This window comes from Nocardia sp. NPDC004260, assembly GCF_053603155.1.
Map to the genome: position 1 here is coordinate 1 of NZ_JBSGEZ010000095.1, position 23,240 is coordinate 23,240.

The 23,240-nt window shown below is 66.2% G+C and carries 22 protein-coding genes and 3 pseudogenes; 14 read left to right on the top strand and 11 right to left on the bottom strand.

All coding sequences use genetic code 11. From position 1 onward, the window contains the following. Positions 1-354 (top strand): putative PEP-binding protein (locus ACWEO7_RS34060; RefSeq protein WP_452429372.1); only part of this gene is annotated, 354 nt, incomplete at its 5' end. On the opposite strand, the gene ACWEO7_RS34065 is transcribed toward ACWEO7_RS34060, so the two are convergent. The 4 genes from ACWEO7_RS34065 to ACWEO7_RS34080 are packed head-to-tail and all read right to left on the bottom strand — an operon-like array spanning position 332 to position 3,023. Continuing rightward, positions 332-1,231, bottom strand: a complete 900-nt coding sequence (locus tag ACWEO7_RS34065) for a universal stress protein (protein ID WP_452429374.1) — start codon at positions 1,229-1,231, stop codon at positions 332-334. The genes ACWEO7_RS34060 and ACWEO7_RS34065 overlap by 23 nt on opposite strands. Before the next feature lie 25 nt (positions 1,232-1,256). Continuing rightward, positions 1,257-1,859 carry an Rv1733c family protein gene (locus tag ACWEO7_RS34070; protein WP_452429376.1) on the bottom strand — a complete coding sequence of 201 codons (603 nt, stop codon included), beginning with the start codon at positions 1,857-1,859 and terminating at the stop codon, positions 1,257-1,259. A 29-nt stretch (positions 1,860-1,888) separates the two neighbouring features. After that, on the bottom strand, positions 1,889-2,878 hold the full coding sequence (locus tag ACWEO7_RS34075; RefSeq protein ID WP_452429378.1) for an Acg family FMN-binding oxidoreductase: 990 nt from the start codon (positions 2,876-2,878) through the stop codon (positions 1,889-1,891). A 10-nt stretch (positions 2,879-2,888) separates the two neighbouring features. Then, positions 2,889-3,023, bottom strand: coding sequence for a hypothetical protein (locus ACWEO7_RS34080; RefSeq protein ID WP_452429380.1), 135 nt, complete (start codon positions 3,021-3,023; stop codon positions 2,889-2,891). 255 nt (positions 3,024-3,278) lie between these two features. Between ACWEO7_RS34080 and ACWEO7_RS34085 the strand changes: the two genes are divergently transcribed. Both ACWEO7_RS34085 and ACWEO7_RS34090 read left to right on the top strand, forming a co-directional pair. Continuing rightward, positions 3,279-5,072 (top strand): AMP-dependent synthetase/ligase, encoded by a 1,794-nt coding sequence (locus tag ACWEO7_RS34085; protein WP_452429382.1) that lies wholly within the window; start codon positions 3,279-3,281, stop codon positions 5,070-5,072. 96 nt (positions 5,073-5,168) lie between these two features. Continuing rightward, positions 5,169-5,597: a hypothetical protein gene (locus ACWEO7_RS34090; RefSeq protein WP_452429384.1), complete on the top strand. Its 429-nt coding sequence runs from the start codon at positions 5,169-5,171 to the stop codon at positions 5,595-5,597. 108 nt (positions 5,598-5,705) lie between these two features. Here the strand turns inward: ACWEO7_RS34090 and ACWEO7_RS34095 are convergent, their stop codons facing one another. Next, positions 5,706-5,915, bottom strand: a complete 210-nt coding sequence (locus ACWEO7_RS34095) for an Rv1535 domain-containing protein (RefSeq protein WP_452429385.1) — start codon at positions 5,913-5,915, stop codon at positions 5,706-5,708. Here ACWEO7_RS34095 and ACWEO7_RS34100 point away from each other — a divergent pair. After that, a complete protein-coding gene (locus tag ACWEO7_RS34100) occupies positions 5,898-6,164 on the top strand; it encodes a hypothetical protein (protein ID WP_355078183.1) in 267 nt (88 codons plus the stop codon). The genes ACWEO7_RS34095 and ACWEO7_RS34100 overlap by 18 nt on opposite strands. On the opposite strand, the gene ACWEO7_RS34105 is transcribed toward ACWEO7_RS34100, so the two are convergent. Then, positions 6,161-8,020, bottom strand: coding sequence for a glycosyl hydrolase 53 family protein (locus ACWEO7_RS34105; RefSeq protein ID WP_452429386.1), 1,860 nt, complete (start codon positions 8,018-8,020; stop codon positions 6,161-6,163). The genes ACWEO7_RS34100 and ACWEO7_RS34105 overlap by 4 nt on opposite strands. Before the next feature lie 221 nt (positions 8,021-8,241). On the opposite strand from ACWEO7_RS34105, the gene ACWEO7_RS34110 reads away from it, so the two are divergent. The 5 genes and pseudogenes from ACWEO7_RS34110 to ACWEO7_RS34130 all read left to right on the top strand — a co-directional run. Next, positions 8,242-9,018 (top strand): response regulator transcription factor, encoded by a 777-nt coding sequence (locus tag ACWEO7_RS34110; RefSeq protein ID WP_452429388.1) that lies wholly within the window; start codon positions 8,242-8,244, stop codon positions 9,016-9,018. 192 nt (positions 9,019-9,210) lie between these two features. Continuing rightward, on the top strand, positions 9,211-9,828 hold the full coding sequence (locus ACWEO7_RS34115) for a TetR/AcrR family transcriptional regulator (protein WP_452429390.1): 618 nt from the start codon (positions 9,211-9,213) through the stop codon (positions 9,826-9,828). Between the two features lie 212 nt (positions 9,829-10,040). Next, a complete protein-coding gene (locus ACWEO7_RS34120; RefSeq protein ID WP_452429392.1) occupies positions 10,041-10,616 on the top strand; it encodes a CocE/NonD family hydrolase in 576 nt (191 codons plus the stop codon). A gap of 224 nt (positions 10,617-10,840) precedes the next feature. Continuing rightward, on the top strand, positions 10,841-11,761 hold the full coding sequence (locus ACWEO7_RS34125) for a CocE/NonD family hydrolase C-terminal non-catalytic domain-containing protein (RefSeq protein ID WP_452429393.1): 921 nt from the start codon (positions 10,841-10,843) through the stop codon (positions 11,759-11,761). 512 nt (positions 11,762-12,273) lie between these two features. Beyond that, positions 12,274-12,492 (top strand): annotated as a pseudogene (locus tag ACWEO7_RS34130) (Tn3 family transposase); the annotation flags it as partial. Positions 12,493-12,657: 165 nt separating this feature from the next. On the opposite strand, the gene ACWEO7_RS34135 reads toward ACWEO7_RS34130, so the two are convergent. Continuing rightward, on the bottom strand, positions 12,658-13,485 hold the full coding sequence (locus ACWEO7_RS34135; RefSeq protein ID WP_452429395.1) for a class I SAM-dependent methyltransferase: 828 nt from the start codon (positions 13,483-13,485) through the stop codon (positions 12,658-12,660). Positions 13,486-13,547: 62 nt separating this feature from the next. Between ACWEO7_RS34135 and ACWEO7_RS34140 the strand changes: the two genes are divergently transcribed. From ACWEO7_RS34140 to ACWEO7_RS34150, 3 genes are all read left to right on the top strand, one after another. Next, positions 13,548-14,150: a TetR/AcrR family transcriptional regulator gene (locus ACWEO7_RS34140; protein WP_452429397.1), complete on the top strand. Its 603-nt coding sequence runs from the start codon at positions 13,548-13,550 to the stop codon at positions 14,148-14,150. A 194-nt stretch (positions 14,151-14,344) separates the two neighbouring features. Continuing rightward, positions 14,345-14,962: a recombinase family protein gene (locus ACWEO7_RS34145; protein ID WP_452429399.1), complete on the top strand. Its 618-nt coding sequence runs from the start codon at positions 14,345-14,347 to the stop codon at positions 14,960-14,962. A 427-nt stretch (positions 14,963-15,389) separates the two neighbouring features. Further along, positions 15,390-16,271: a hypothetical protein gene (locus ACWEO7_RS34150; RefSeq protein WP_452429400.1), complete on the top strand. Its 882-nt coding sequence runs from the start codon at positions 15,390-15,392 to the stop codon at positions 16,269-16,271. 293 nt (positions 16,272-16,564) lie between these two features. Here the strand turns inward: ACWEO7_RS34150 and ACWEO7_RS34155 are convergent. Together ACWEO7_RS34155 and ACWEO7_RS34160 are read right to left on the bottom strand one after the other, a co-directional pair. Further along, positions 16,565-19,506: pseudogene (locus tag ACWEO7_RS34155) on the bottom strand (Tn3 family transposase). Positions 19,507-19,749: 243 nt separating this feature from the next. Beyond that, positions 19,750-20,511: a dienelactone hydrolase family protein gene (locus ACWEO7_RS34160; protein WP_452429402.1), complete on the bottom strand. Its 762-nt coding sequence runs from the start codon at positions 20,509-20,511 to the stop codon at positions 19,750-19,752. A 139-nt stretch (positions 20,512-20,650) separates the two neighbouring features. Between ACWEO7_RS34160 and ACWEO7_RS34165 the strand changes: the two are divergent. Continuing rightward, positions 20,651-20,815, top strand: a pseudogene (locus tag ACWEO7_RS34165) (alpha/beta hydrolase); the annotation flags it as partial. 637 nt (positions 20,816-21,452) lie between these two features. After that, the gene (locus ACWEO7_RS34170) at positions 21,453-21,743 is read left to right on the top strand and encodes a hypothetical protein (protein WP_452429404.1); all 291 of its coding nucleotides are present in this window, start codon (positions 21,453-21,455) and stop codon (positions 21,741-21,743) included. 292 nt (positions 21,744-22,035) lie between these two features. Here ACWEO7_RS34170 and ACWEO7_RS34175 read toward each other — a convergent pair whose 3' ends face one another. Together ACWEO7_RS34175 and ACWEO7_RS34180 are read right to left on the bottom strand one after the other, a co-directional pair. After that, positions 22,036-22,674, bottom strand: coding sequence for a hypothetical protein (locus tag ACWEO7_RS34175; protein WP_452429406.1), 639 nt, complete (start codon positions 22,672-22,674; stop codon positions 22,036-22,038). A gap of 219 nt (positions 22,675-22,893) precedes the next feature. Beyond that, on the bottom strand, positions 22,894-23,181 hold the full coding sequence (locus ACWEO7_RS34180; RefSeq protein WP_452429407.1) for a fatty acid desaturase family protein: 288 nt from the start codon (positions 23,179-23,181) through the stop codon (positions 22,894-22,896). Positions 23,182-23,240: the final 59 nt, after the last annotated feature.

Consider the following 23,240-nt stretch of genomic DNA (forward strand, 5'->3'; position numbering starts at 1 on the left):
GTCTCGATCGGCAGCAACGACCTCACTCAGCTCATGCTCGGCGTCGACCGCGACTCCGCCACCTGCGCCGAGCTGTTCGACGAATCCGACCCCGCCGTACTCGACGCGATCGGCAGGATCGTCGAGACAGCTCGACGGCTGAAGATCACGGCCTCGCTATGCGGGCAGGCCCCCTCCACACGCCCCGAATTCGCCGAACACCTGGTACGGATGGGCATCACCTCCATCTCGGTGACACCGGACGCGGTACCCGCAGCCCGTCGAGCGATCACCGCCGCCGAACGGCGCGTACTACTCGAGCAAGCGCTTTCGGTGCGAAACGACGCCCGCGTCAGCTCTGACGCACCACGATGACGGGGCACTCCGCCGTATGCAGCAACGCCGCGCTGGTGGAACCGAGCAGCATGCCGGTGAACCCACCGCGGCCGTGGCTACCCACCACGAGCAATTGGGCCTCGTCCGATTGATCGATGAGAGAACGAACCGGCCGGTCACGCACCAGCACACGCCGCACCGGCACCTCCGGGTAGCGCTCGCCGAATCCGGCGAGATTCTCGGAGAGCAACGCGTCCTCCCGTTCCCCCACCGCATCCCAGCCGGGCACGAGGTCGATACCGCTCGAATCGCTCCACGCGTGCAGTGCGATCAGCCCGACCTTACGGCGCGCGGCCTCCTCGAAGGCGACTTCGATAGCGGGCACGCTGTTGTCGGTTCCGTCCACCCCGACCAGCACGGGCTTTCCCGCGGAGAAGGCGTCGGTCGCCGAAGTCGAACGCACGACCGCGACCGGACAGTGTGCGTGCCGCGTCATCGCCGTGCTCACCGATCCGAGCAACTCGCGCCGATACGCACCGAGCCCGCGGCTGCCGACGACGAGCATTCTCGCGTGCTCGGACCGGGCCAGTAGGTCCGGGACGATCGGCTCGAGGGTCGACTCGGTACTGATCGCCAGCGCCTCCCCCGATGCCGTGGTCCTGGCGACGCGGGCAGCCTCGGTGAGCACCCGTTCCCCGTCCTTGCACCGCCATTCCATATCGGATTCGGTCAGTGTGGCGCCGGGGCCGAACCCGGGCGGCACAGCGACGGACGTGACGATGTGCAGTCGGGAACGATGCAGCGCGGCGTCGGCCGCGGCCCACGCCGCAGCGTGATACGAGCTGGCCGAACCATCGACGGCGACGACGATCGGCCGGTCCGGCGGTTCCACGTGCGCGGTCGAGTTCTCCGTCATGGCGCTCTCCTCGGTCCCAGGTCCGTCATTCCATGTCCGTTCCGATCGGCCCGCTCAGATGCCGCCATTCGGCCGCCAAGCGAGCGCCACGAATCCGGTCGAGCAACCTTTCGGTAGATAGAGCCAAAACCATTGCGCCAAAACATATTCCGACAAAAATGACCGCGCCGAGCGCGACTCCGGCCCACAGCGCGTCCGAGTACGGCCGCGGTGGTGCGGTTGTCTTCCCGGCCGAATCGAACCACACCGTGACGGGGCTGCCGGGTTCCGCCGCGCCGGGGACCGGGACGGTCGCGCTGCCTTCGCGGCCGTCCCGGCTCCACCGCACCGGCGCTTGGAACCGTGCCCGGGCGTCGTCCTGTCCAGCGACTGTCAGCACCGGTTCCGGTGCGCGCACCACCGTCGCCGTCACGGCCACCTTGGCGGAGTTCTCCACCCGGATTCGCTCCGCGGCCTTCGTGCTGCCGGCCATGCCCACGACAACGGCGAGCGGCACGGCGATCAGCACTGCCATCGCGGCGAACAGCCGCACCAGCGCCTCCCACCGGTCCGAAGTGCGCATCAGTGGATTGCCGTTCCACGGCCGCCATCGCCACAGGCGAACCGTCCGCGACGGATACCGCGGCACCTTCCATCACCCCTCCGGGGCACGCCTCGTCATGAACCCGGCCGATCCAGCGGATGCACCACCTCGTCGAGCGGGCGGCGCGGCGTGGGCGGGACCGGATCCGCGCTCGGAACCGCCCAACCGATCCGCACGATCATCTGCGGATGCGCGCTGTCGTCGAGAACGTGGGCACGGATGCGTTCCCTGGTGTCGGCCAACTCCATCGGCTCGGTCAATGGGCATGTCGCCAGCCCGAGCGACGTGGCGGTCAACAGCACCGCGCTCGTGGCCTCACCGGCCCGCAGCTGGGACAACCGATCGTCACTGCTGGTGCTCAGCAGGATCATCCGGTCGGCGGCATCGATGTCACGCACTACCGCCTGCGGCAATCCCGGGTTCGAGAACGGACGCACCGTGGGGTCGGCCTCGGCCGACACCGCGTTGCGCGCCGGCACCCCTTGCGGCACCGCGTGCCTGCCGCTCCACTGGGCGAGTTCGGCGCCGTAGGAGACGTCACGCGCATGTTGCCAAGCCGCCTGTTCGAACGCTCGCAGCAACTGGGTCCGCGCCGGTTCGGCCTCGACATCGCGCACGAGCACTCCGGTCGCCACCCCGGCGGCGACGATGGCCTCGATATGCGCGGGCGGCACCTCCCACGAGCTGAAGCGGCGGCGATCCGTGCTGCGTTTGCCGATGGCGCGCGCCAACTCGACGTGCTCGGGCGTGCATGTGGTCGGACGAAATTCCACGGCGGCGAGATGCTCGGGCGCGGCAGGGTTCGGTAGCCGATGGATCACCGTCTCCCACCCCTCCGCACGAGCGGCGACGCGCAGATGATGCAACGCCGCACCGCAACTCAGCAGCAGGTCACGTCCGTCAGGGTCCGTGTGCGGGAGCCTTCGGCTCTCGTCGGCGTACAGGTGGACGGTCTCGCGCCCCAGCCGCCACTGCCACGGCTGGGTGTTGTGCACCGAGGGCGCACGAGATGCCAGCGCCAACGCGGATCGCAGTGTCTCGGAATCGGGGTGTGTTGTCGGCATCGCTTGCCTCTCATCGAGATTCGTCCGGCAGGCGCGAAACCGGATCCGCGGTCGCGCCACCGTCCAGCACGAACTTCGAGCCGGTCCGGCAGGTGGCTTCGGTGACCAGGAACCGGTAGGGCTCGCTTTCGCCTGGATTCAGCATCGCGCGAACCCGTGGCGCAGGTGACGGCCGAAGGTCACCGAACAGCGGGCACTCTGGCACGTCACCGGCTACCTCGAACCTGGGCATGCGGCGGCAGTGGGTCGACCACTCAGCACTGAAGAGGACCTATGTCCTTACCCGCGACTGCCAACGTCCATCGCCGCATCGATGTGCCGCGGACCATACTCGGTAGTGCGCGGCTCACCTAGGTCGAGCGCATCGTGCGCCCTCCGGCAGCGCCGAGGAGGACCGATCATGCGGGAATTCGGACTGCCGGCTCTGTACCAGGTGCCCGCCGAGGCGAACCTCACCGACTTGATCGAACGTAACGCCGAGCGGTACCCCGATCTGACCGTCATCTCCCGCAAGGTAGGCGGCCGCTGGCAGGATGTGACCGCCGCCCAGTTCCGCGCCGCGGCGTGGGCGACGGCGAAAGGACTGATCGCCAACGGCGTCCAGGCAGGCGATCGCGTGGCCATCATGTCCCGCACGCGGTACGAGTGGACGTTGGTGGACTTCGCGATCTGGTACGCGGGCGCGATTTCGGTCCCCGTCTACGAAACTTCCTCCGCCGAACAAGTGCAGTGGATCGTGTCCGACTCCGGCGCGTCCGCCATCGTCACAGAGACCGATCACCACACGGCCGTGGTCGCCGCGGTACGCGACCAATTGCCGAAATTGACGCACAGCTGGCAGATCGAGGCCGACGCCATAGCGAACCTGACGGCGGAGGGCGCACGGATCAGCGACGCCACCGTCGTGGAGCGCCGGGCCGCCGTAGCGGCCGACGTGCCGGCGACGATCGTGTACACCTCCGGTACCACCGGCCGCCCGAAAGGGTGTCAGCTGACCCACGGCAACTTCCTCGCCGAACTCGGCAACATCACCGCCCGGATGCCGACGCTGTTCCGCACCGGAGAGTCCTCGGTGCTGTTGTTTCTGCCGCTGGCACATGTGCTCGGCCGAATCGCCGAAGTCGCGGCGGCCTACGTCCCGGTCGACATCGCGCACGTCAGCGATGTCAAAGATGTCACCGCCGAACTCGGCGCATTCCGGCCGACGTTGATCCTGGGCGTGCCACGAGTCTTCGAGAAGGTGTACAACACCGCACGCGCTCGAGCGGAACTCGCGCACCGCGAGCGCGTCTTCGATCTGGCGGCCACGACCGCCATCGACTACAGCCGGGCCCGGGGCGCCGGGCACATACCGCTCCCGCTGCGGATCCGGCATGCGCTGTTCGACCGGCTGGTGTACCGGCGTCTGCGCGCCGCGCTGGGCGGCCGCGCCACGCACGCCATATCCGGCGGCGCGCCACTCGGCGAACGCCTCGGCAATTTCTACCGTGGAGTCGGATTCACCGTGTTGGAGGGCTACGGGCTGACCGAGACGTGCGCGGCCGCCACGTTCAATCCGGACGACCGGCCGAAGATAGGCACGGTCGGCCAACCGCTCCCGGGGTCCTCGGTCCGGATCGATGAGGACGGCGAGATCCTGTTGCGAGGACCGAACGTGTTCACCGGGTATTGGAACAACCCGCGTGCCACCGCCGAGTCGTTCCGCGACGGTTGGTTCGCCACAGGCGACCTCGGCACTCTCGATGAGGACGGGTACCTCACCATCATCGGGCGCAAGAAGGAGATCATCGTGACCGCCGCCGGTAAGAACGTGGCTCCAGCGGTGATCGAAGACCGCATCCGCGCCCACGCCATCATCGGTGAGGTGATCGTCGTAGGCGACGGCAAACCGTTCGTCGGTTGCCTGGTGACCATCGACGATGAGCACTTTTCCCTGTGGAAACAGCTGCATGACAAACCCCAGGACGCCAGTGTCGATGATCTCGCCGCGGACCCCGATCTACTGGCCGCTGTTCAGGCCGCTGTCGACGACGGCAACCGAGCCGTGTCCCGCGCCGAGGCCGTCCGCAAATTCCGCCTGCTGCATACCCAGCTGACAGAGGACAACGGATATGTCACCCCATCGTTGAAACTCAAACGCAACCTCGTACTCCGCGACTTCGCCGCAGAGGTCACCGCGATATACAACGAGTGATCGCGGACTCACCACAATGCCCGCTCCAACTTCTCGCCAGAGGTAAACTCTGATTTGCTCGTAGGTGTCCAAATGGTGAACGCAACGGAGTGACCCATGAAGATTTCCGAAGGCGTGGTGGACATGATCGCCCGGACGGCCGGCGCGACGACGGCCGCGGCAGGCGCAGTGGGCGGCGCAGCTGTCAACGGTGTGATCGGCGGCATCCAGGGTGCCGCGATCGGCGTGAAGAAGGGGCTCGGCAGCGGCAGCCACTCGACACCGGCGGCGGCACTGACTTTGGTGGCGATCGGTGCCACGGGTCTGGTGGACTGGCCGGTGCTGCTGGGTGTCGGCGGCGCTACCTTGGTGGTTCAGAAGCTCGGGCAGCGATCAGGCAGGCTGTCGCCGCCCGAGGCCGGCGATCGCGCCGGGCGCCCCGAGCCGCACGCGCCGAGCGGCCAGTCCGCCCGTCGAGACGACGAGCGTGCGATTCCCGCGCCGCAGAGCGCGGGCCAGGCGCAGCGCTCGCCGAGCATGCATTAGACGCACGTGGACCTGCGGTACGCCCCGGTGGGTCGGCGGCAGGCGTTGTCGACCGCCGTCGCCGACATGCCCCGTGGCGGTCGCAGCGGGCGGTCGGCAACGGAGTGATCACTCGACGATCTCGACGACCCCGAGGCGCCACAGCACTGCGTACAGCTCACGCAACGGCACGGCAAGAACCTGTGTCAGCGCGCCCGTCAGCTGATCCGAGCCGCCGCCTGCACCATTTGTCATCACACAGGACACTGTGCGGATGTCAGGCATCGACTTATCGAACACACCCTTACCGGAAGGCAAAAAATGGCCGAAAAATCGCATACCGGCCACCGGAATGCCGTAGACCGCGTGCTGGCCGCGCAGGGTTTCGCGGTGGAACTGCCGGTAGTGGGCCGAGTCCGCATCCCTCGACCCGAACAGTTGGCGTACTACGGTGCACTCGGCGCGCTGGCTGCGGCGGAGATCATCGAATGGCCCGTTGCGGTGGTCCTCGCGGCCGGTCACTGGCTGGCGCAGGACCAGCACAATCGCGTCGCTCACCAAATCGGCGAAGCTCTCGAAGAGGCCTAGATCCAGCGCTCGGGCCTGTGGCTGTGCTGTCGACCCTTGAACGCCGAGAGCGCGGGAAGAGGGCGCCAATCGGCGTCGAAGAGGGCGTGGGCGCGAAAGTAGTCGACGGACCGCTCGACGCTGTCGTCGATAAAACATGCTCCCCACCAGAACAGTCCGCATCCCGTCGACAGGTTTCCAATGGTTCGCAGAGCGGATCTGAGGTATTCGTCCTGCCCGCGCGCGTCGAAGGAGAACTCCCGCTCGATGTCGGTGTAGGTACGGTCGTCCCCCGCGATCGGTCTGAAGGGAAACGCCGTCTCGCCGATCAACACGCTCTTGTGCGGTCGCGATGCGCAGAGAGATTCGATTCTGCGCAGCCGAGAAATCGTAGCGTCGTGATGTGCCAGTGGATAGAACGACAGCGACACGGCGTCGTAGTCGACGTCGAAATGGTCCGCGTACCGCAACCACCACTCGGCGCCCTCGACGTCGGCGCCGCGGTCGAGATGAACAGAAATAAGGGTGGAATCGGCGGTTTCCCGCACGCCCATCGTCGCCGCGCGCAGGAGTTCGGACAGAATCACCCATTGATCGGCTGGATTCCAGTCGCTCTCGACGCCGTCTTCGGGGTGTAGCCGCGCGCCGCTGCGTGGATCTTGTCCCGGCTCCGCCCACAACATCCCGTTGGTGATTTCGTTGCCGACTTGCACCATGGCCGGCTGGATGCCATGACGGCGGAACTCGGTGAGGGTGTGCGCGGTGTAGCGGCGAACTTCCTCGATCAGCGTCCGGATCGGCAGCGATGCCCACGCCCTTGGCTTGAACTGTTTACCCGGATCCGCCCAGGTGTCGGAATAGTGCAGAGTGAGACATATCGCGAGTCCGGCGGATCGAGCGGCCTGAGCCAAGCCGATGGCGTGCTCGAGGTTCATCGGCGAGTTGTCGTCGACCCAAACGCTCAGGCGAACGCTGTTCACTCCGTGGTCGGCGAGTGTCGTCGCGACGTCGTACGCGCGTCCACCCGGGCAATGCGACAGGTCGACTCCGTGAAAGAAGTCGGTGACGTGCCGGGATGGCCGTCGTGCGGCGAAATCGCGAGTTTGCCGGGCCAACTCGGCTCGAATGTTCGTGTAGCTGCCCGATCCGTATCCTCCGTCGGCGAAGTCCAGCCCGAGAAGCAGCCGACAGTAGAATCTGGCTCTGGGATGGCGGCTGTTCCCGATACTGGATTCCGCTCCGGTATGGCGTACGACATCGGGAACGAGGCGGTAGGCGTTGAGCCGCACATCCGCAGCGGCCGGATTGATGGGCAGTTTCCAGAAATAAGGGAACGCATCGTGTCGCTGTACGGACTCCACATGGGCGTACATCTGGAAGTCGAGCGGATCCTTGAGTGGAGTCATGATCTGCAGGAGCTTGACCGCACCCGCGAGTCCGACGAGATACCCCTCGGTACCCGCCCCGCCGATCAGGTCAGCGTAGGAGAACCTGCCGCCGGTCGACCGAATCCGGCCCGGTGTGGCCCTGCTGCTCAGGAAGACGAGATCACAGCCCGGAGGGAGTCCCCACTCATCGACCTCGTGGGGTAGCGGAGAGATCAGCTCGGCGTCGTCCTCGAGCACTATCGCCCACGGAATCCTGTGGTCGACGATATGGCGCCAGAGCCTGATATGACTGATCCCGCAGGCGGCCTCCAGCAACGCCCAGCGGCCGAAGTCCTGGACAGCTTCGCGCTGCTCCGGATGATCGAGATCCAGCGTCCGCCCGTCGGTAGCAGGCCACCGCTCGAAGAGCATCCCGTGGCGCGCCAGATTCTCGGAGATCACGGTCAGTCGCTCGGTGTCACGATCGAGATTGACGACAAATGTTCGCATGCATTCCCCCGGCAAACTTGCGCGCACGTGCTTCCTGGTCCGCTTCCCGGGCGAACCATCCTTAATTGCGGCCGACGCCGTGTCGATCCGAAGGGACAGTCCGCCAGATACTTACGGAGACCAACGATAATTTCGGCGCTCCAAGGCGGGTATACGAAGAACTTCGTATACCGTTCTCAGCTCGAGCCGATCTCCGGGAACCGGTGCTGCACAATGCTGGAATGGACGCTGTGCCAGGGGGAGACGCCAAACGCATCCACGATCTCGCGTTGCAGATCATCACCGAAAGGGAGCCGGTCCGGGTCTGGCCGCTGCTGATGGAACGCTTGACCGCCGATCTACCGTGTGACTTGGCGGTTCTCATCGACCTGAACTGGCGGGCAGGAACCGGCCATGCGCTCACCGGGTCGCCGGACTGGCTACACGAGGCACCGCTCGACGCACTGATCCACGCGCACATGCGGTCTCACCCCCTGCTTCGGCATTATGCGCTGACGCGAGACAAAACCCCACTGACGATGGATGAGGTAGCCGACGATCGCTGGTGGAAGGGTGAGGCGTACCGGGCAGGAAAGGATGCCATAGGCATCGACCGCCAGCTGGCGTTGCCGTTGAGTTCCGAACCCGGCCGGATCCGCGGCGTCATCATGAGCCGCAGCGGTGGCGGCTTCAGCGACCGCGATCTCGAATACGCCGCGCTCGCCCGATCGCTGCTCGACACGGTCGAAGCGCACGAGGCGGCAGCCTTCGCACACCACACGATGCGCGCGGATCCCGCGGAGTACAAGATCACTCCACGGGAGTCGGCGGTGCTCGCGCTCCTGTGCGACGGCCTTACCGCGCAGGCCATCGGCACCCGACTCGGGATCAAGGCGGCGACGGTCACGAAACATACCGAGAACCTCTATCGCAAGCTCGGTGTGCACGATCGCATCGCAGCGCTGCGAAAGGCCCAAGCCCTCGACCTCATTCCCCCTACGCCCGGAGAGCAGCGATAACGGTAGGACACACTTCGAAGGCCGTCGCGGCCATACGGGTCACTGCCTCTCGCGGTGCTCGGACGGCTGTGGGAAGCCTCCCGCGGGACCGGGAACTGAATTGCCCGGTAGGCTGAAACAGATTTCAGCGTGTGTGGAAACTTGGTCGCGCCCAGTCGGGAAGTGCGGAACCGGCAGAGGAGACGGTGGAACATGGTGGCACGAGCGGGGCGGGGGCCTCGGGGGGAACGTGGCGCGCAGGCGGACCGAATCCTCGCAACGGCGCGTAAGTCCTTCGCCGAGCGAGGTTACAGCGGAACCTCGTTGCGAGCCGTGGCGAAGGCCGCCGAAGTGGACCCCACCCTGGTGAACTACTACTTCTCCAACAAGATGGGATTGCTGAAGGCGGCGCTGGAGCCGCCGGAATCCTTTGGTGCGGCAATCGGGGAGGCCGCTCGAGTGCCACTGGAGGAGCGCGGACGGGCCTTTGTCGAGGCGGCGCTGCGCATGTGGGACGATCCGGCCACATCGGAGATCCTGCGGTCGATCATCCTCGCCGCGAGTCACGAGCCCTTCGCCATGGAGCGCCTCCGCGCCGTCTTCTCCGACCTTGTCTTGCAGGCGGTATCGGCGAGCCTTCCCGACGACGAGGCCGGCCTGCGGGCGGACTTGGTGGCCACTCAGATCGTGGGACTGGCCATGACGCGTTATGTCTGGGCCCTGGACAGCATCGCCGATCTGCACACGGAGCAGGTCGTCCGCCTGATCGGGCCGACCGTGCAGCACTACCTCACCGGTCACCTGGGCGCGGATGTCGCGGAGAGCGCCTGAACGGCGGATGACTCCGCAGGGATGAGTCGGGCGGCGCCGCGGTCGAGTACGCCGGCGGCCGCACCATGCTCATCACCGTTCGCCCCACCGAGCGCGGCTCGGGTCGTCGACGACAGATATTTCAGCATGTATGGAAATTGCTCTTGCCTGTAGCGGGGAGCCGGGCGTACCGTTAGCCCGTTAATTTCTGTATATGTGGAAATGAGGATGCCGTGGCTCGGGTAAGAGCAGCCGGTGCGGAGCCCGGTCAGCGTCAGTTGAACGGACCGCAGACCACAGGTCGCGAGTATCGCGACCTGTCCCCCGCTCTCCACGGGACGACCCGCGAGAACAATGTGCCTGTCCCGGTCCGTGACGGCGCCCGGCTGCTGGCCGACATTCACCGCCCCGACGCCGACGGCAGATTTCCCGCGCTCATCGCGGCGGCACCCTATCCCCGCCAACTCCAGGACCTCGGTGCCCCCGCGGCGGTCATCGAGGCCGGCACCACCGACTTCTGGGTTCCACGCGGCTACGCCCATGTCATCGCCAACCTTCGTGGCACAGTGGGCTCGGACGGCACCTACACCTTTTTCGACGAGCAGGAGCGCCAGGACCTGTTCGACCTGGTCGAGTGGGTCGCCGGGCAGCCGTGGTGCGACGGCAACGTGGGCATGATCGGCATCAGCTATTACGCCATGACCCAGATGGAGGCGGCCACCCAGCGCCCACCTCATCTCAAGGCCCTGTTCCGCCGCTCAATGTCACCGTCCAGGCCTGGGAAGCCTCTTACCACAACGGCCTGCTGAGCCAGGCTTTCATCACCCCGTGGTTCCGTGCGCTAGGCGTCCTGTCCGCCCACGGCGACTCTCTCTACCGCAAGGGCCTGTCCCGCCTCCTGCGCAGAATTCTCGCGATTCCCGCCGTCCACCGCCGGTTCAGGCACACCGACGGCGTCCAGGCGACTCTCGGCCTGCGGCTGGTCAGCCGCTTCCGCCACGATGCCCACCCATGGGGGACCCTGCTGAACGCCGTGGACACCGAACACCCCACCCGAGATGCGTGGTGGGACGACCGTGACCTGACCGAATTGCTGTCCCGCGTCGACATCCCCGTCTACCTCGGCGGCGAGTGGTCCAACGTCCCTCTCCATCTACCCGGCCTCTTCCAAGCCTGGAAGGCCCTCGCCCACAACCCGCACGTGCGCATGACCATGCTCGGAGAGCACAGCTTGCCCTGGCCATGGGAGAGCATGCACATCGAGGCCCTCGCCTGGTTCGACCACTGGCTCAAGGGGCGGGACACCGGCATTCTCGAAGGCCCCGCCATCCGCTACTGGCTGCCCGGGGCCGAACGGTGGCTCACCGCCGACTCCTGGCCCCCGCCTGCGACACACATGGCCTTGTCCCTCAACTCCGACGGCTCCCTCACGGGCGACGAGCAACCGGGCGAGCGCAGCTACGCCACGGACGGCGCGAATGCCATGCCCGCACAACTGAGTTGGACCAGCGATCCCCTTCTCGGCGACCTCGACATGGTCGGTCACCCCGAGCTACGACTCACCGCCACCAGCAGTGCGGCCGACACGGGATGGATCCTGCTCCTGCAAGACGTCGGACCGGACGGCAAAGCCATCGACGTCACCCAGGGCTGGCTGCGAGCCGGCATGCGCTACGTCGACGAGGACGCGAGCGCGACGGGCAGGCCCGCCCTCCCGATGAGGACGTGGGATCCCGTCCCTGCGGGGGAGCCGGTCGACTACCGCATCCCGCTGGTGGCCAACGCCCGCCGATTCCGCCGCGGGCACCGCGTCCGGCTCATCCTCACCAGTGACGACAGCCGCGAGGACTTCCGCCCCATGCTGCTGTTCAGTCACGCCCCCGTCGGCAGCCCAAGCGTCAATACGGTGCACTCCAGATCACGTCTGCTCCTGCCGATCCTGGAAGAAGAGTGAACAGGACGGCCCGACAATTCGCCCGGCGCTCCCCTCGTCTAGGCCCCGGAATCCTGAAGCTGGCCCGAGCCGCAAAATAGCTTCGCGTGCAGGAGGATTCGTCTACTGTTGCCGGGCGTGCGTCAGGAGTGGTCGACCGAGGATTTGATCGGGTCGTGGACGCTGGTCAGGGACGACTGGCAGCGAGTGGGGAACAAGACCGGTGCGACTCGTCTCGGGCGGGCGGCACGCATGTTCCCGTCGGATCTGCGGGATATGCCGGCCCCGACCATGCTGACGCTGCTGGCGGCGTTGTGCTGGGTGCGGTCGGGAGAGATTACCGACGCGCTGGTGGATCTGCTGATCGATCTCGTTCACAAGATCGGCACGCGGGTGGAGAAGGAGCTGACCGAGGACCTGCGCCGAGTGCGTGGCAAGGAGAACATCTTGTTCCGGCTCGCTGAAGCGGCTGTGGACCATCCCGATGACATCGTGCGCGAGGCCCTGTACCCGGTGGTCGGGGAGAAGACACCGCCGAGTCGGAGTCGATCCGGCGGCGGTTCACCCGCGGCGGCCCCAAACACCCCGCCTACCAGGCCCTCGAAGAACTGGGCCGGGCCGTTCGCACAATCTTTGCCTGCGACTATCTGGCATCGGAAGAACTCAGAAGGGAGATCAACAGCGGGTTGCAGGTGGTGGACAACTGGAACTCCGCCAACACAGTCGTGTTCTACGGCAAGGACTCCCAGCTCACCGGCGCCGACGCGCCGAATCACGGACCGTGAGGGATAGCTGCACGAGAGGTAGGACCCGAATCGCCGGAAAGGGCGCGGGTTTGGTCGTCGGTGCTGCGCTCGCAGCGGTGTCGGCCGTCGCAGCCATCGACCCTGGACCGGCTTTGGTGCCGTGCGCGGCCGTCAGGAAGTGGCTGCGCGTGCGGCGGTCGTGGCTAGGGTCGTGTAGTCCATCGTGAAGGATCCGCCCAGAGTGTCGATGGCATTGCCGACCGCGTCCAGTATCTCGGCAAGCTGATCAGGACCGAGTCTGGTGAGGCCACCTGTGGTGGGGAGCAGCTCTAGCCATTGGTCACGCGTATAGGACCGCTGCCAGTCGAATCGCCACTGTTCGGGATCTCCGAATTGTTCGGTCTCGCGGATCTGGTCGGCGATTTTCGCGTATCCCGCTTGGTAGAGCTCAAGGGGCCGTCGAGCCGGTTGACCGTTGAGCGGTGAGTCCGGCGCCACCCGCCGGAAGGCGGCGGCGAACGGTTCGGCCACCTCGGCGGGTGGCTCGTATACGTGACCGCAGATCGCCAGCAGTCCCCCTGGACGCAGCACGCCGGCCGCCTTCGCAGCACCGGCAACCGGGTCCACCCAATGCCACGACTGAGCGGCGATGACCGCATCGAACATCCGGTCGCCCGGCTGCCATGCCTCGAAGGTTGCCACCTCTACCTGCAGGCCGCGGGCTCGCGCGAAGTCGGCCATCGCCGCGTCGGGTTCGACGCCGAGCACCGTGCACCCTGCGGCCTGGAACTGGCGGGCCGCGATGCCAGTACCGCAGCCGACGTCGAGCACGTCGGGCCCGGGGCTGCCTGTGACGATCCGCGCCACCATGGCGTCGGGGTAGACGGGCCGGGCCTGGTCGTAGCGTTGCACGTTCGTACCGAACGACTCTGCTATCCCCCGGGCCTTGTGCAGCTGCGCCGGAAACGGTTCTGGTTGCTCTTGCGGTATAGTGGGCATGAGCCCACATTAATGGGCGTATGCCCACTAGGCAACTGGTTGACGCATTGGAGGATCTGTCAGTGCCGACAGGAGTGCATTTGCGCGATGCGCGGCAGCAGCTGTTCGACGCCGCCGAACGCGTATTGCTGCGGGATGGGCCGAACGGACTGACCAGCCGGGCTGTCACCGACGAGGCGGGCTGCGCCAAAGGCGTTCTGCACCGGCACTTCACCGACTTCGACGCCTTCCTCACCGACCTTGTGCTCGACCGGGCCGCGCAGCTCGAGGCACAGGCGAGTGCGCTGCGCGCCTCCGCCGGCACCGGCACGGTGGCCGCCAATCTGACCAGCGCGCTGACCATTCTGCTCGGACCGGTTCCGATGGCGATCATCCCGCTCATCACCTTCCGTGACGAGCTGCGCGCACGACTTCGACAAGCCAGGCCCGGCGGCGGCATGGCGATCCTCGCCGAGGCGACGACCGCGATCTCCACTTATCTGACCGCCGAGCGGGAACTGGGGCGCATCGCAACCGACGCGGACATCGACTCACTCACCCTCTCCCTCGTCGGTGGCGGGCATCTGTTGTTCACGGACAGCGACCCCGGTCCCCCGGTTACCTCGGCAGTCGAAAGGTTCGTGGCGGCGGTCATCTCCGATGCTGTGCAACGACGACCGGCCTGAGCCCTGCCAGCGTCGAGAAACCGCTGCCAATAAGCTCTCCGACCACACCACCGGTTGAACCTCATCGAGTGTTCCGTAAGATGATCGGCCAACGGAACACCACAGCGGGACCATTCCTTCCATGATCGCGGGTGTTCCGTAGAGGTGTTCCACGAGCCGTTTCGGTGAACCCCGTCATATGGAACGATCGCACGGTGATCGAGCCCTTCCGCGTCGGATACGTGCGCTGCTCCACCGACGAACAAGACGTCGAGATCCAAACCGAGCAACTACTCGCTCTCGCGGTACCGCGCGAGCGGATCTTCATCGACAAGGGATTCTCCGGCACCACCCGCCGCAACCGCACCGGCCTGGACAACGCGCTCACCGCAGTCACCTCCGCCGCCGCAGCGGTCACGGACCGGCAGGTGGTACTGACCACCACGAAGTTCGACCGGTTCGCGCGCAACATGGCTGAGGCCGGCGAGATCCTCACCAGTCTGCGCCAGCGAGATGTCCTGTTCGGGCTCGGCAGCCAGATCTACGACTGGGCCGATCCGTTCGGCAAGCTCTTCCTGCAAACCCTCGCCATGGTCGCCGAATTCGAGGCCAACCTCAACCACCTGCGCACCCGCGAGGGCATGGCCAAGGCCCGCGCAAAGGGCCGTCTCAAGGGCAAACAGCCGAAACTGCCTTTGGCGGCACGGAAGACGATCCACCGCCGATATCACGACCCCGACGACAACGCGAGCCTGGCCGACCTCGCCCAGGAATACAGCGTCGGCCGCTCCACCATCCACCGCATCATCAGCAGAGCCGCACCCCGGGCGTAGCGCTCATGTACCTGGTGACACGTTCTTACGGTCGCCCCTGGTAGCGGCTGTGCACCCGATAAGACCTGAGGGTGCAAACCGGACAGAGCGCGCCTTGCGTGGTGATGCTGGCATAGATCCGTAGGGTGGGCCCGTGACGGACGACCTGCTCGATGCTCAGGTTGTCCAGAGATGGAAGCAAAACCTTCAGATCAAGATCAGCACACCGAGATCATGATCGACTACCCGCCCAGCCCGTTATCACCAGGGCACCAATTCTGTCGGTGCGTGCTGGCTCAGCCTCCAAGAGCCGTGGTGGCGAATCTTTCGCGAGCAGCCTTCGCTGGCCAGACGGTGATGGTGGCTGGGGCTGGTGTTGGCGATGCGGTGTTTCAGCGTGTGCTGGAGGGGCTCCGGCGGTGAGCGGCGGGGCAGTAGCGTGGCCGGCATGACGCCTGACGAAGAGCCGGAGCCCTGGATCTTCCGGCTGCCCGACGCGGTGTTCTTCCTCCAGGAGGTCCTCGCCCGACAGGAGCGCCTCCAACTGGACTTCTCGCCCGGGTCGCTGGCCGGGCTGGAGCGGTACCTTGCCCGGTTCGAGACACCCGCCGAGTTCCGGGACTTCGAGGACGCGGAATGGATCGTCGAGGGCGCCGCGGGCTATGTGGGCGAGACTCTGCTGCGGCTGGCCGGCGGGGGCTGGGCGGAGCAGGAGCGGCCGGAGCTGTTCGTCGTGCCGCCGATCCACGCCGACCCGGCGCTGGGGCTCGAGCCGGTCAACCCGCTCGACTTGGTGGACGCGGCGACGCTCGGCGGGGATCCGCTGCGGCGGCAATACGCGGCGTGGGCCGAGGTGGTCGCGGCGCACCGGGCTGCTCACCCGGGCTGGTCGCCGGGCAAGGAGCGCACGCCGGTGCTCGACCCCATGGTCTACACGGCCGACGAGCGGGAGCACCTCGCGAAGTGGCTGGTCGAGTGGGAGCGAGCGTTTCCCGCGTGGGCGCGGCGGTACGGCACCGGCGTCGACTGGGACTTCTCCCGCGCGTCGGTCGAGGCGCTGGGCCGCCTGGTCCTCGCGGCCGACCCGGCGGACGACGGCTTCCGCGATGGGGCCGGCTGGTACGCCGGGGAGGCGATGCGGCGCGCGCACGGCGGCGTTTGGCTCTACCGGCGCGGCGACCCCGAGCAGAGCGACTACCTCGGCCGCCCGTACCTCGAGGAGCGTCCCGACGGCGGCCGCCACACCCTGCCGTTCCTGGCGATCCGGCTCATCGCCGAGGAGCGCGACCCCGGCATCCTCGTCGAGGACTACGACGCCTGGGTGGTGTGACATCGACTGACATCGGCGGGTCGGATTGCCGCGACTGGAGGGCCCGCGCTTCGTCGAACCGCGGGCAATCGTGACTGGGAGGCGTTCCGCTACCTCTCGTCGCCGCATCTTGCTCTTGCTGGTTTGCGCCGCCAGTTGACCTCGACGAGAAGACGGTGCGCACACGCTTGCGCACGCCGTTGAACTGCTGACCCTGACGCCCAAACGCGGGAGTGCACCCAGAGCGTTTGACGGACATTCGTTGGCGTCACGCCTCGCTTGCCGCTCCCTGACTCGATCCTTAACGGCAACCACTATCCCGCGACTCGTTCCCGGGACAGGTCCAGGCGGGTGGTCATATCGAGCCGGAAGCGTCCGTAGGGGTTGATGTTGGACCAGAACAGCGGCGACAGGGCGCGGCGTTCGTTGTCCCCGACCAGATCGTGGAACTGCGGGTCTTCCAGGACGGCTTGCAGCAGAAGGGTATTGATGTGGACCATCGCCGATTGCAGTAGGTGCAGCGCGAGCATCGACACCTCGGCGTGCTCGCGGTCGGCGCCGGTGAGCTGGGAGTCCTTGCCGTAGAACACGACGGTGTTGGCGGAGTTCCAGTTCTCCACCACCTGCAACCCGCTGTTGATCTCCCTCCTGAGTTCTTCCGACGCCAGATAGTCGCAGGCGAAGATCGTTCTCACAGCCCGCCCCAACTCCTCAAGGGCCTGGTAGGTGGGGTGTTTCGGGCCGCCGCGGGTGAACCGGCGCAGGATCGACTCGCTCTCGGCGGTGCCCAGGCGCAGCGCGGTCGCGTATTTGACCATCTGGTCGTACTGCTGAGCGATGAGATCCCACCTAATCGGGCGGGTAAGTACCCGGCCCAGTTCCCCGTACACGGCGGTGTCGTCGGGCCGGTACAACCGATCGAACCGATGTTCTTCAACCGGGGCAGCAGCTTGAACCCCAGCAGCTCGGTGAACGCGAACCCCACGACCGACGCGCCGTGAGTGTCGACGTAGTTGGCTTCGATATCGGTGTCGGTGCAGTGCCGCAGCAGCCCTTCGATCATCGCCGCCACCTCCGACGACGAGCACGATTTGAGCTGGGAGTAGATGCAGACGCGGTTGCGTTCGACGTGCCAGTAGATCATCACCCCCGGGCTGCCGTAGCGCTGGTGGTACTGGGTCATCAGGTTCGACTCCCAGGAGCCGAACTTCTTCGAATCGCTGGCACAGGCGGTGCCCGCACCCCACCAGTTCGGATCCCGGGCGGCGAAGGTTGCGTTCACCAGCTTCCTTGTCGCCCGGCGCAGATTGTCGCGGGTGATGAAGTGTCGGCGCACATGCCGCAACGCAGCCTCGGACTCCTCGTGCTCGCCGGTGTTCACGATCGCCCGGATTCCCATGTTCGTCCCGAGGGCGAACAGGTCGAGCAGCAGTCGTCTTCGCAGCGTGTCACGATCAATGACCTCGCGGGAGGCGACCGAGGTGAACTCGGCGGTGAAGTCGGTGAGGAAATCGGCGTCCTTGAGCACATCCAGCAGGTCCAGGGTGCCCCAGCGGCGGGCGACCTCGGCCTTGATCTTCTCCAGATTCTCCGGCTCCGGCTGTTTCTCCAGCTTCGGCACGCTGATCCACTGCTCACCGCGCCGCCGCGTCAACCGCACACCACCCGTGGTGTTCGCGGCGAGGCCCGCATCGAGGCGGATCAGGGCCTCTCTCATGCGCTGCTGTAATCCGTTGATGAACTCGGTCGGGTCGAGGGGCTGACGGATCGCGGCGTAGTGCACCTCGCGGGCGGTGTCGAAATCGCCGGGCAGATCGTCTTCGGGGTTGCGCCACCGGTTTCCGCCGTCGACGTAGATCTCGCGGCGGCGGATCGCGTCCCGCAGCGCGACCAGCACACACAGCTCGTACGGGATGCGCTCGACGCGGTCCTTCTCATCGACCACCGCCTCCCGCCACGCCTTGGGCACCACGCCATCGAGCGGGGCGAGGGCGTGTTTGTCGTAGAAGCGGACCTTGCCGTCGATGCTCGCGTATCGCTGCAACAACTCCATCGCCACCATCACCGGCCGGTAGGCGGTGTTGTTGCACTGGAAATCCAGCGCCGCCAGCATCCGCCGATAGTGGTTGGAGTACGAGCTGCGCAGCACGGTGCGTACCCGCGCTTGGAACACCTGATCGTTGGCCTTCGCCTCTTTCACCAGCTCGCGCAACGTCTTCTCCCCGACCACCGGGTACAGGGCCTCGCGCACGATGTCGTCGGGGTGGTCCACGGCCGCTTCGGCGAGGCGGAACAAGATGTTCTCTTTGCCACGCACTCGGCGCAGGTCCTCGGTCAGCTCCTTCTCCACCCGCCGGTCCGCCCGCGTGCCGATCTTGTGAACGAGATCGATCAGCAGATCCACCAGCGCGTCGGTAATCTCTCCCGACCGCACCCAGCACAACGCCGCCAGCAGCGTCAGCATGGTCGGTGCCGGCATATCCCGCAGATCCGACGGGAACATGCGGGCTGCCCGCGCCCGCCAGGCATCGACCAGCTTGTCACTGGCGTCGGCGAACAAGTCTGCGGGCAGTTCCAGCGCCCGCGCCGCGGCCAGCTTGTCCACCTCCCGCAACAACGTCTCCAGGCTGACCTTGCCCGGGCCGGACTTCAACTCCGCCAACAGATTCCGGCCCGACGCCAGCGGTGCGGCACCGACCGCGACCAGATTGTTCAACCGGTCGACCGACAGCTCACTCAGCCGTGAGACGGTGCGCTCGCAGAACTGTTTCTCGAAACTCGCCCGCGCCGACCCGATCAGCCGGTCGATCCGGCCTGGCGTCGTCGGTTCGATCCGCTCGGCCCTGCAGCGCACCAACAGCGCCTCACGCAACTGCTCGTCGCGCAGCTCCACTGGGCACATCTCCGCCGCCAGCCAACCGGTGAGCTTGTCCTCGTCACCAACGCTGAACTCACGGAAGCCGTATGCCGCACGGATCTGCTCACGGTGATACTTCGCCGACCGCCCCGACCACGGGTACGCGGCGAACTCGGCAGGATCGACCTTCAACTGCCCGGCCATATACGACACCACCGAGGGCGTGAACTCTTCCGGGCCGCGAGGAAACCGAGCCTCCAGTTCGAAGAATTTCAGACAAAGCCCGAAGCCCAGCCGTGTAGCCCCGGTCTTGTTCCCCACCCGCTGCCAATCGTCCCCGACCAGCGTCCACGAACCGATCAGATCCTCGGTCGACCAATCCTGACGCACGCCCGGCACGCTAGACGAAACCCGCTGCCGCCGAAGCTACTTTGCACTTCCTGACAGCCTCAGGATTCCGGGGCCGTCTACCACCGGACACGGCAAGAGCACACCTGCACCGGGTGGCACCTCGAGCCACCCATATCGCCTGCGGCTGACGGCCCCGGACCTGAAGGCGGGCCCGCGCCGAACCGCTGGACGGAGGCGTCGACATCGGCGAGATCCAGATCGTCGGCGTCAGCCCCACCCCTGAGCTGAGGGTTACTGGCGCAGATTGCGGTCGAACAGGGCCAGCAGTTCGCGGTAGTGCCGTTCATCGGCCTCGGGGTCGTGTGCGGAGGTATCGGCCTGGGTGTAGCCGTGTTGGGCACCCTCGTAGACCTCGGTACGGTGGCGGACACCGGCGGCATCGAGCGCCTTGTCGAACAGGGCGATATGTTCGGGAGTCATGTGGTGATCCTCGCCCGCGTGGGCGAAATACAGTTCCGCCGTGATGTGTTCGAGAGTGAGGTGCGGACTGTCCGGGGTATCGGTGACCAGCGGTCCGCCGTGGAATCCTGCCACCGCCGCAACCCGATCAGGGAACATGGCGGCGGTCAACACCGCCAGCCGCGCACCCATGCAGTAACCCGTGACGCCGACCTTTGCCCCGATGACCTGCGGCGACGCTGCCAGCCACTCCAGATATGCGCCGACATCCGAACGCAGGAGCTCCGGGGTCAGCTCGCGGATCATCGGGAAGACCTGTTGGAAGATCTCCGGCCGCTCCCCCGGGTCGATGAAATCCGGCAGCTCGATCACAGGCGCACGCCCGTGCCGGTAATAGGCGTTCGGCAACAGAACGGTGTAGCCATGGGCGGCAATCCGATCGGCCAGTGATCGCAGGCTGGGCCGCAGTCCGAAACCGTCCTGAATCACGAGCACTCCCGGATGGGCGGCGCCATCGTCGGGGTAGGCGACATACGAGTCAGCGACACCCTCGGGTGTCCGGACGTCGACCGACATACCGTTCACTGCGGTCATCCTCGAATCCTCCTGCCGTGCCGACCGTTCGAACATACCCCATTCAAGATCAGCCGATTCGACTCGACTACCGGCCGTCGGAGCATCGAGCCGAGACAGGGGCGAAACGGTCGAGCCAGACGCGAACCTGATCAACGACGACTGGGTCGACCTTCTTGTCGACCTCGTCGCACACGACCGGGCCCGGGACCACCGGCCGATCGTGCTGTGCGGGCTCAGCGCAGGCGGCATGCTCGTCTTCACGTCGACGCCAAGGCTCCAAGGCAGTCTCAGCGGCATCGTCGGCATGACCTGTCCGAATCAGTCAGCACATCCGGCAGGTCCGCGACGGGATGCAGTCGCCGACTTCATCATCAACAGCCGTCCGTAATGAGGCTCCTGCATTGTCTGCATATTTGCAGAAGATGTGTTGCTTCTGGTGCCATAAAGCGATAGCGACGGCACGGATCCGCAAATTTGCGCAATAGTGGATCGAAAGTGGAGAGCATGCTTCCACTTGGATGGATCACCCGGAGGGGCGTTCGGTAGTCGAATGCATCGACTGGGCACGGGAGAGCCGTCACGGGGCGCGCATCGGATGTGAATTGTACCGACATGCCGCAGTGCGATCCGTCCCCTAGCAGGTCACGCTGGACTCCCCCTGGCGGTGGCGCCGAGTGTGCTGTCGGCTCGCGTCGCGCCGAACCGAATGGAAGCGCACCGCGAGATCGGCTCCGCCGCACGTCGATACGCGGCGCGTCGAGAAATCGACTTAATTTGATCATCGACTTCACCGAGGGATGAAGATCAATTTGTGTTACCTCGGGAAAATATTCAGTTAGCCAACTATTAACGGTGATGATTCCCACAGCAACAGAAGTGGATTTGTAGATTTCTTTTTCTTAACGTTGCTGGTGCGCCGTGATGGCGTCGTTATCCCACTGTGAAAGGAAGCTCCGCAGATGTTCTCTCGCAAGGCCCTTCTCGCCGCCAGCACCGTCTCCGCCGCTGCCCTGTTCTTCGGCCCGGTCGCGGTGGCCTCCGCCGCCCCCTCCGCCGGCACCGGTTCCGCGGGCCTGGCCTCGGGTTCGGCCGACGGTGGCTCGTCCACTGGCTCGGCCGGCTCATCCTCCGGTTCCGCCATGCTGGACTCCGGCAGCTCGGCCCTCGACGGGGGCACCTCCGCCGTCGTCAACATTATCGATGCGATCACCGGCATCCGGGACCTGACCCAGCCCCAGCCCGCCTCCTGATCCGGTCTCGGTAGATCACCGCTTCGTCCGTGTCGCCCCTTCGGGTCCGGGCTTCCCTGCGCCGCTCCGCTCCACACAGCGGCCCGCACTACAGCGGTGAATTCGCTGCAGCTGAACTGGTCGATTCGCCGCATCGAAGCAGATGCGGCGGGTGGACCCCCAGAGTCCGTTTGCCCGATAGGGAGACAGCTCCCAGTGCTGCGAGCGCTGAGCTTCCTTGAACACAGGTTCGTGCCGCCCGGCGAAGTCGCCGGACGGCACGAACTTTTTCCGGCCATCCACCGAATGAAGTTCAGCAGGCTACGTCCCCCTGGGCGGCCTTGTCGAACGACACATGCACATGGTCGTAGTGATTGGCGGTCGGGCTCCCGCGGTCTTCCAGATAGGACCAACCGCTGCCATCGTTGTACCGCTGCCGCCAGATCACGTAGGTCACACCGAAACGCTGCTGATTGGCCAGCACGTATTCGGCGATCGCGTCGCCCCGCGCCGAATCGGGTGTCATGAGATCGAGTGCCAAGCCTGCGCCGTGGTCGCCGTCGCTACGGCCGATGGCGCCGCCGATGTCGGCGACGGCGAACGTCTTCTTGAGCAGGTTGCCTACCTGCGCCACGTGCGGCCGTGTGCCTGCGAGTTCGGTCGAGCACGGTACAGGGGGAGGCGGTGGTGGCAGGTGCTGCGCAGCCTCCCTGGCCGACGGTGGTGGCTGCTCGGCCGAGGGCGCTGCCGCTGGCGGCCGAGTGATCGACGGCACGCTGGTTGGGGGCGCGCCGGCTGCCGACGGCGGCGAATCGGCCGCTGCGGCATGCTGAGCCTCCAGGCCCGGTCGCGATACGGCCCACAACACGACGGCGAGGGCCGCGGCGATGCCGCATACGGCCAGGGCGCTGAGCTTCCGGGCTGCGGTCCGTTTACGGTGTTGACCAGGCATGATGTCGGCTACCGATTACAGTCGAGAATAGGTCACCGATACATTACGAAATGGTCGCGAAAATGTCACGCCGAGCGGGCGAAAAGGTGCTCGGGTCCGCTGACAGGATCGCGTCCGAGTGCCCTGCTGTGCCGCGGAACGAGCTGACCAGCACAGAAGCCGGTAGGTAGCGCTGTAATGGTTCAGCTGAGGTGAGAAGTCAGTCGGGTCGGCTGTCGGCTACGGCGATTGCGGGCCGGCGAGTCGGCCGACGGCGTGGAGGTGGCTCAGCGCTTGGCGGTAGGAGTCCAAGACGCTGGTCTCGCAGTAGGGCACCTCGAGTTCGATGCAGAACTGTTCGACCATCGGCTTGGCCCGGCGCAGGTTGGGCCGCGGCATGGACGGGAACAGGTGGTGCTCGATCTGGTAGTTCAGTCCGCCGAGGGCGGCGTCGACGAGTCGGCCGCCGCGGACATTGCGGGACGTGAGCACGGCGGTTCCCCCCGATGTGTGGACACCGGCTGTCATGCTGCGAGCGGTACCTTACTGGCGGTCTGTTGCTCGTAGGTGATCGGGCTGGTTTGCCC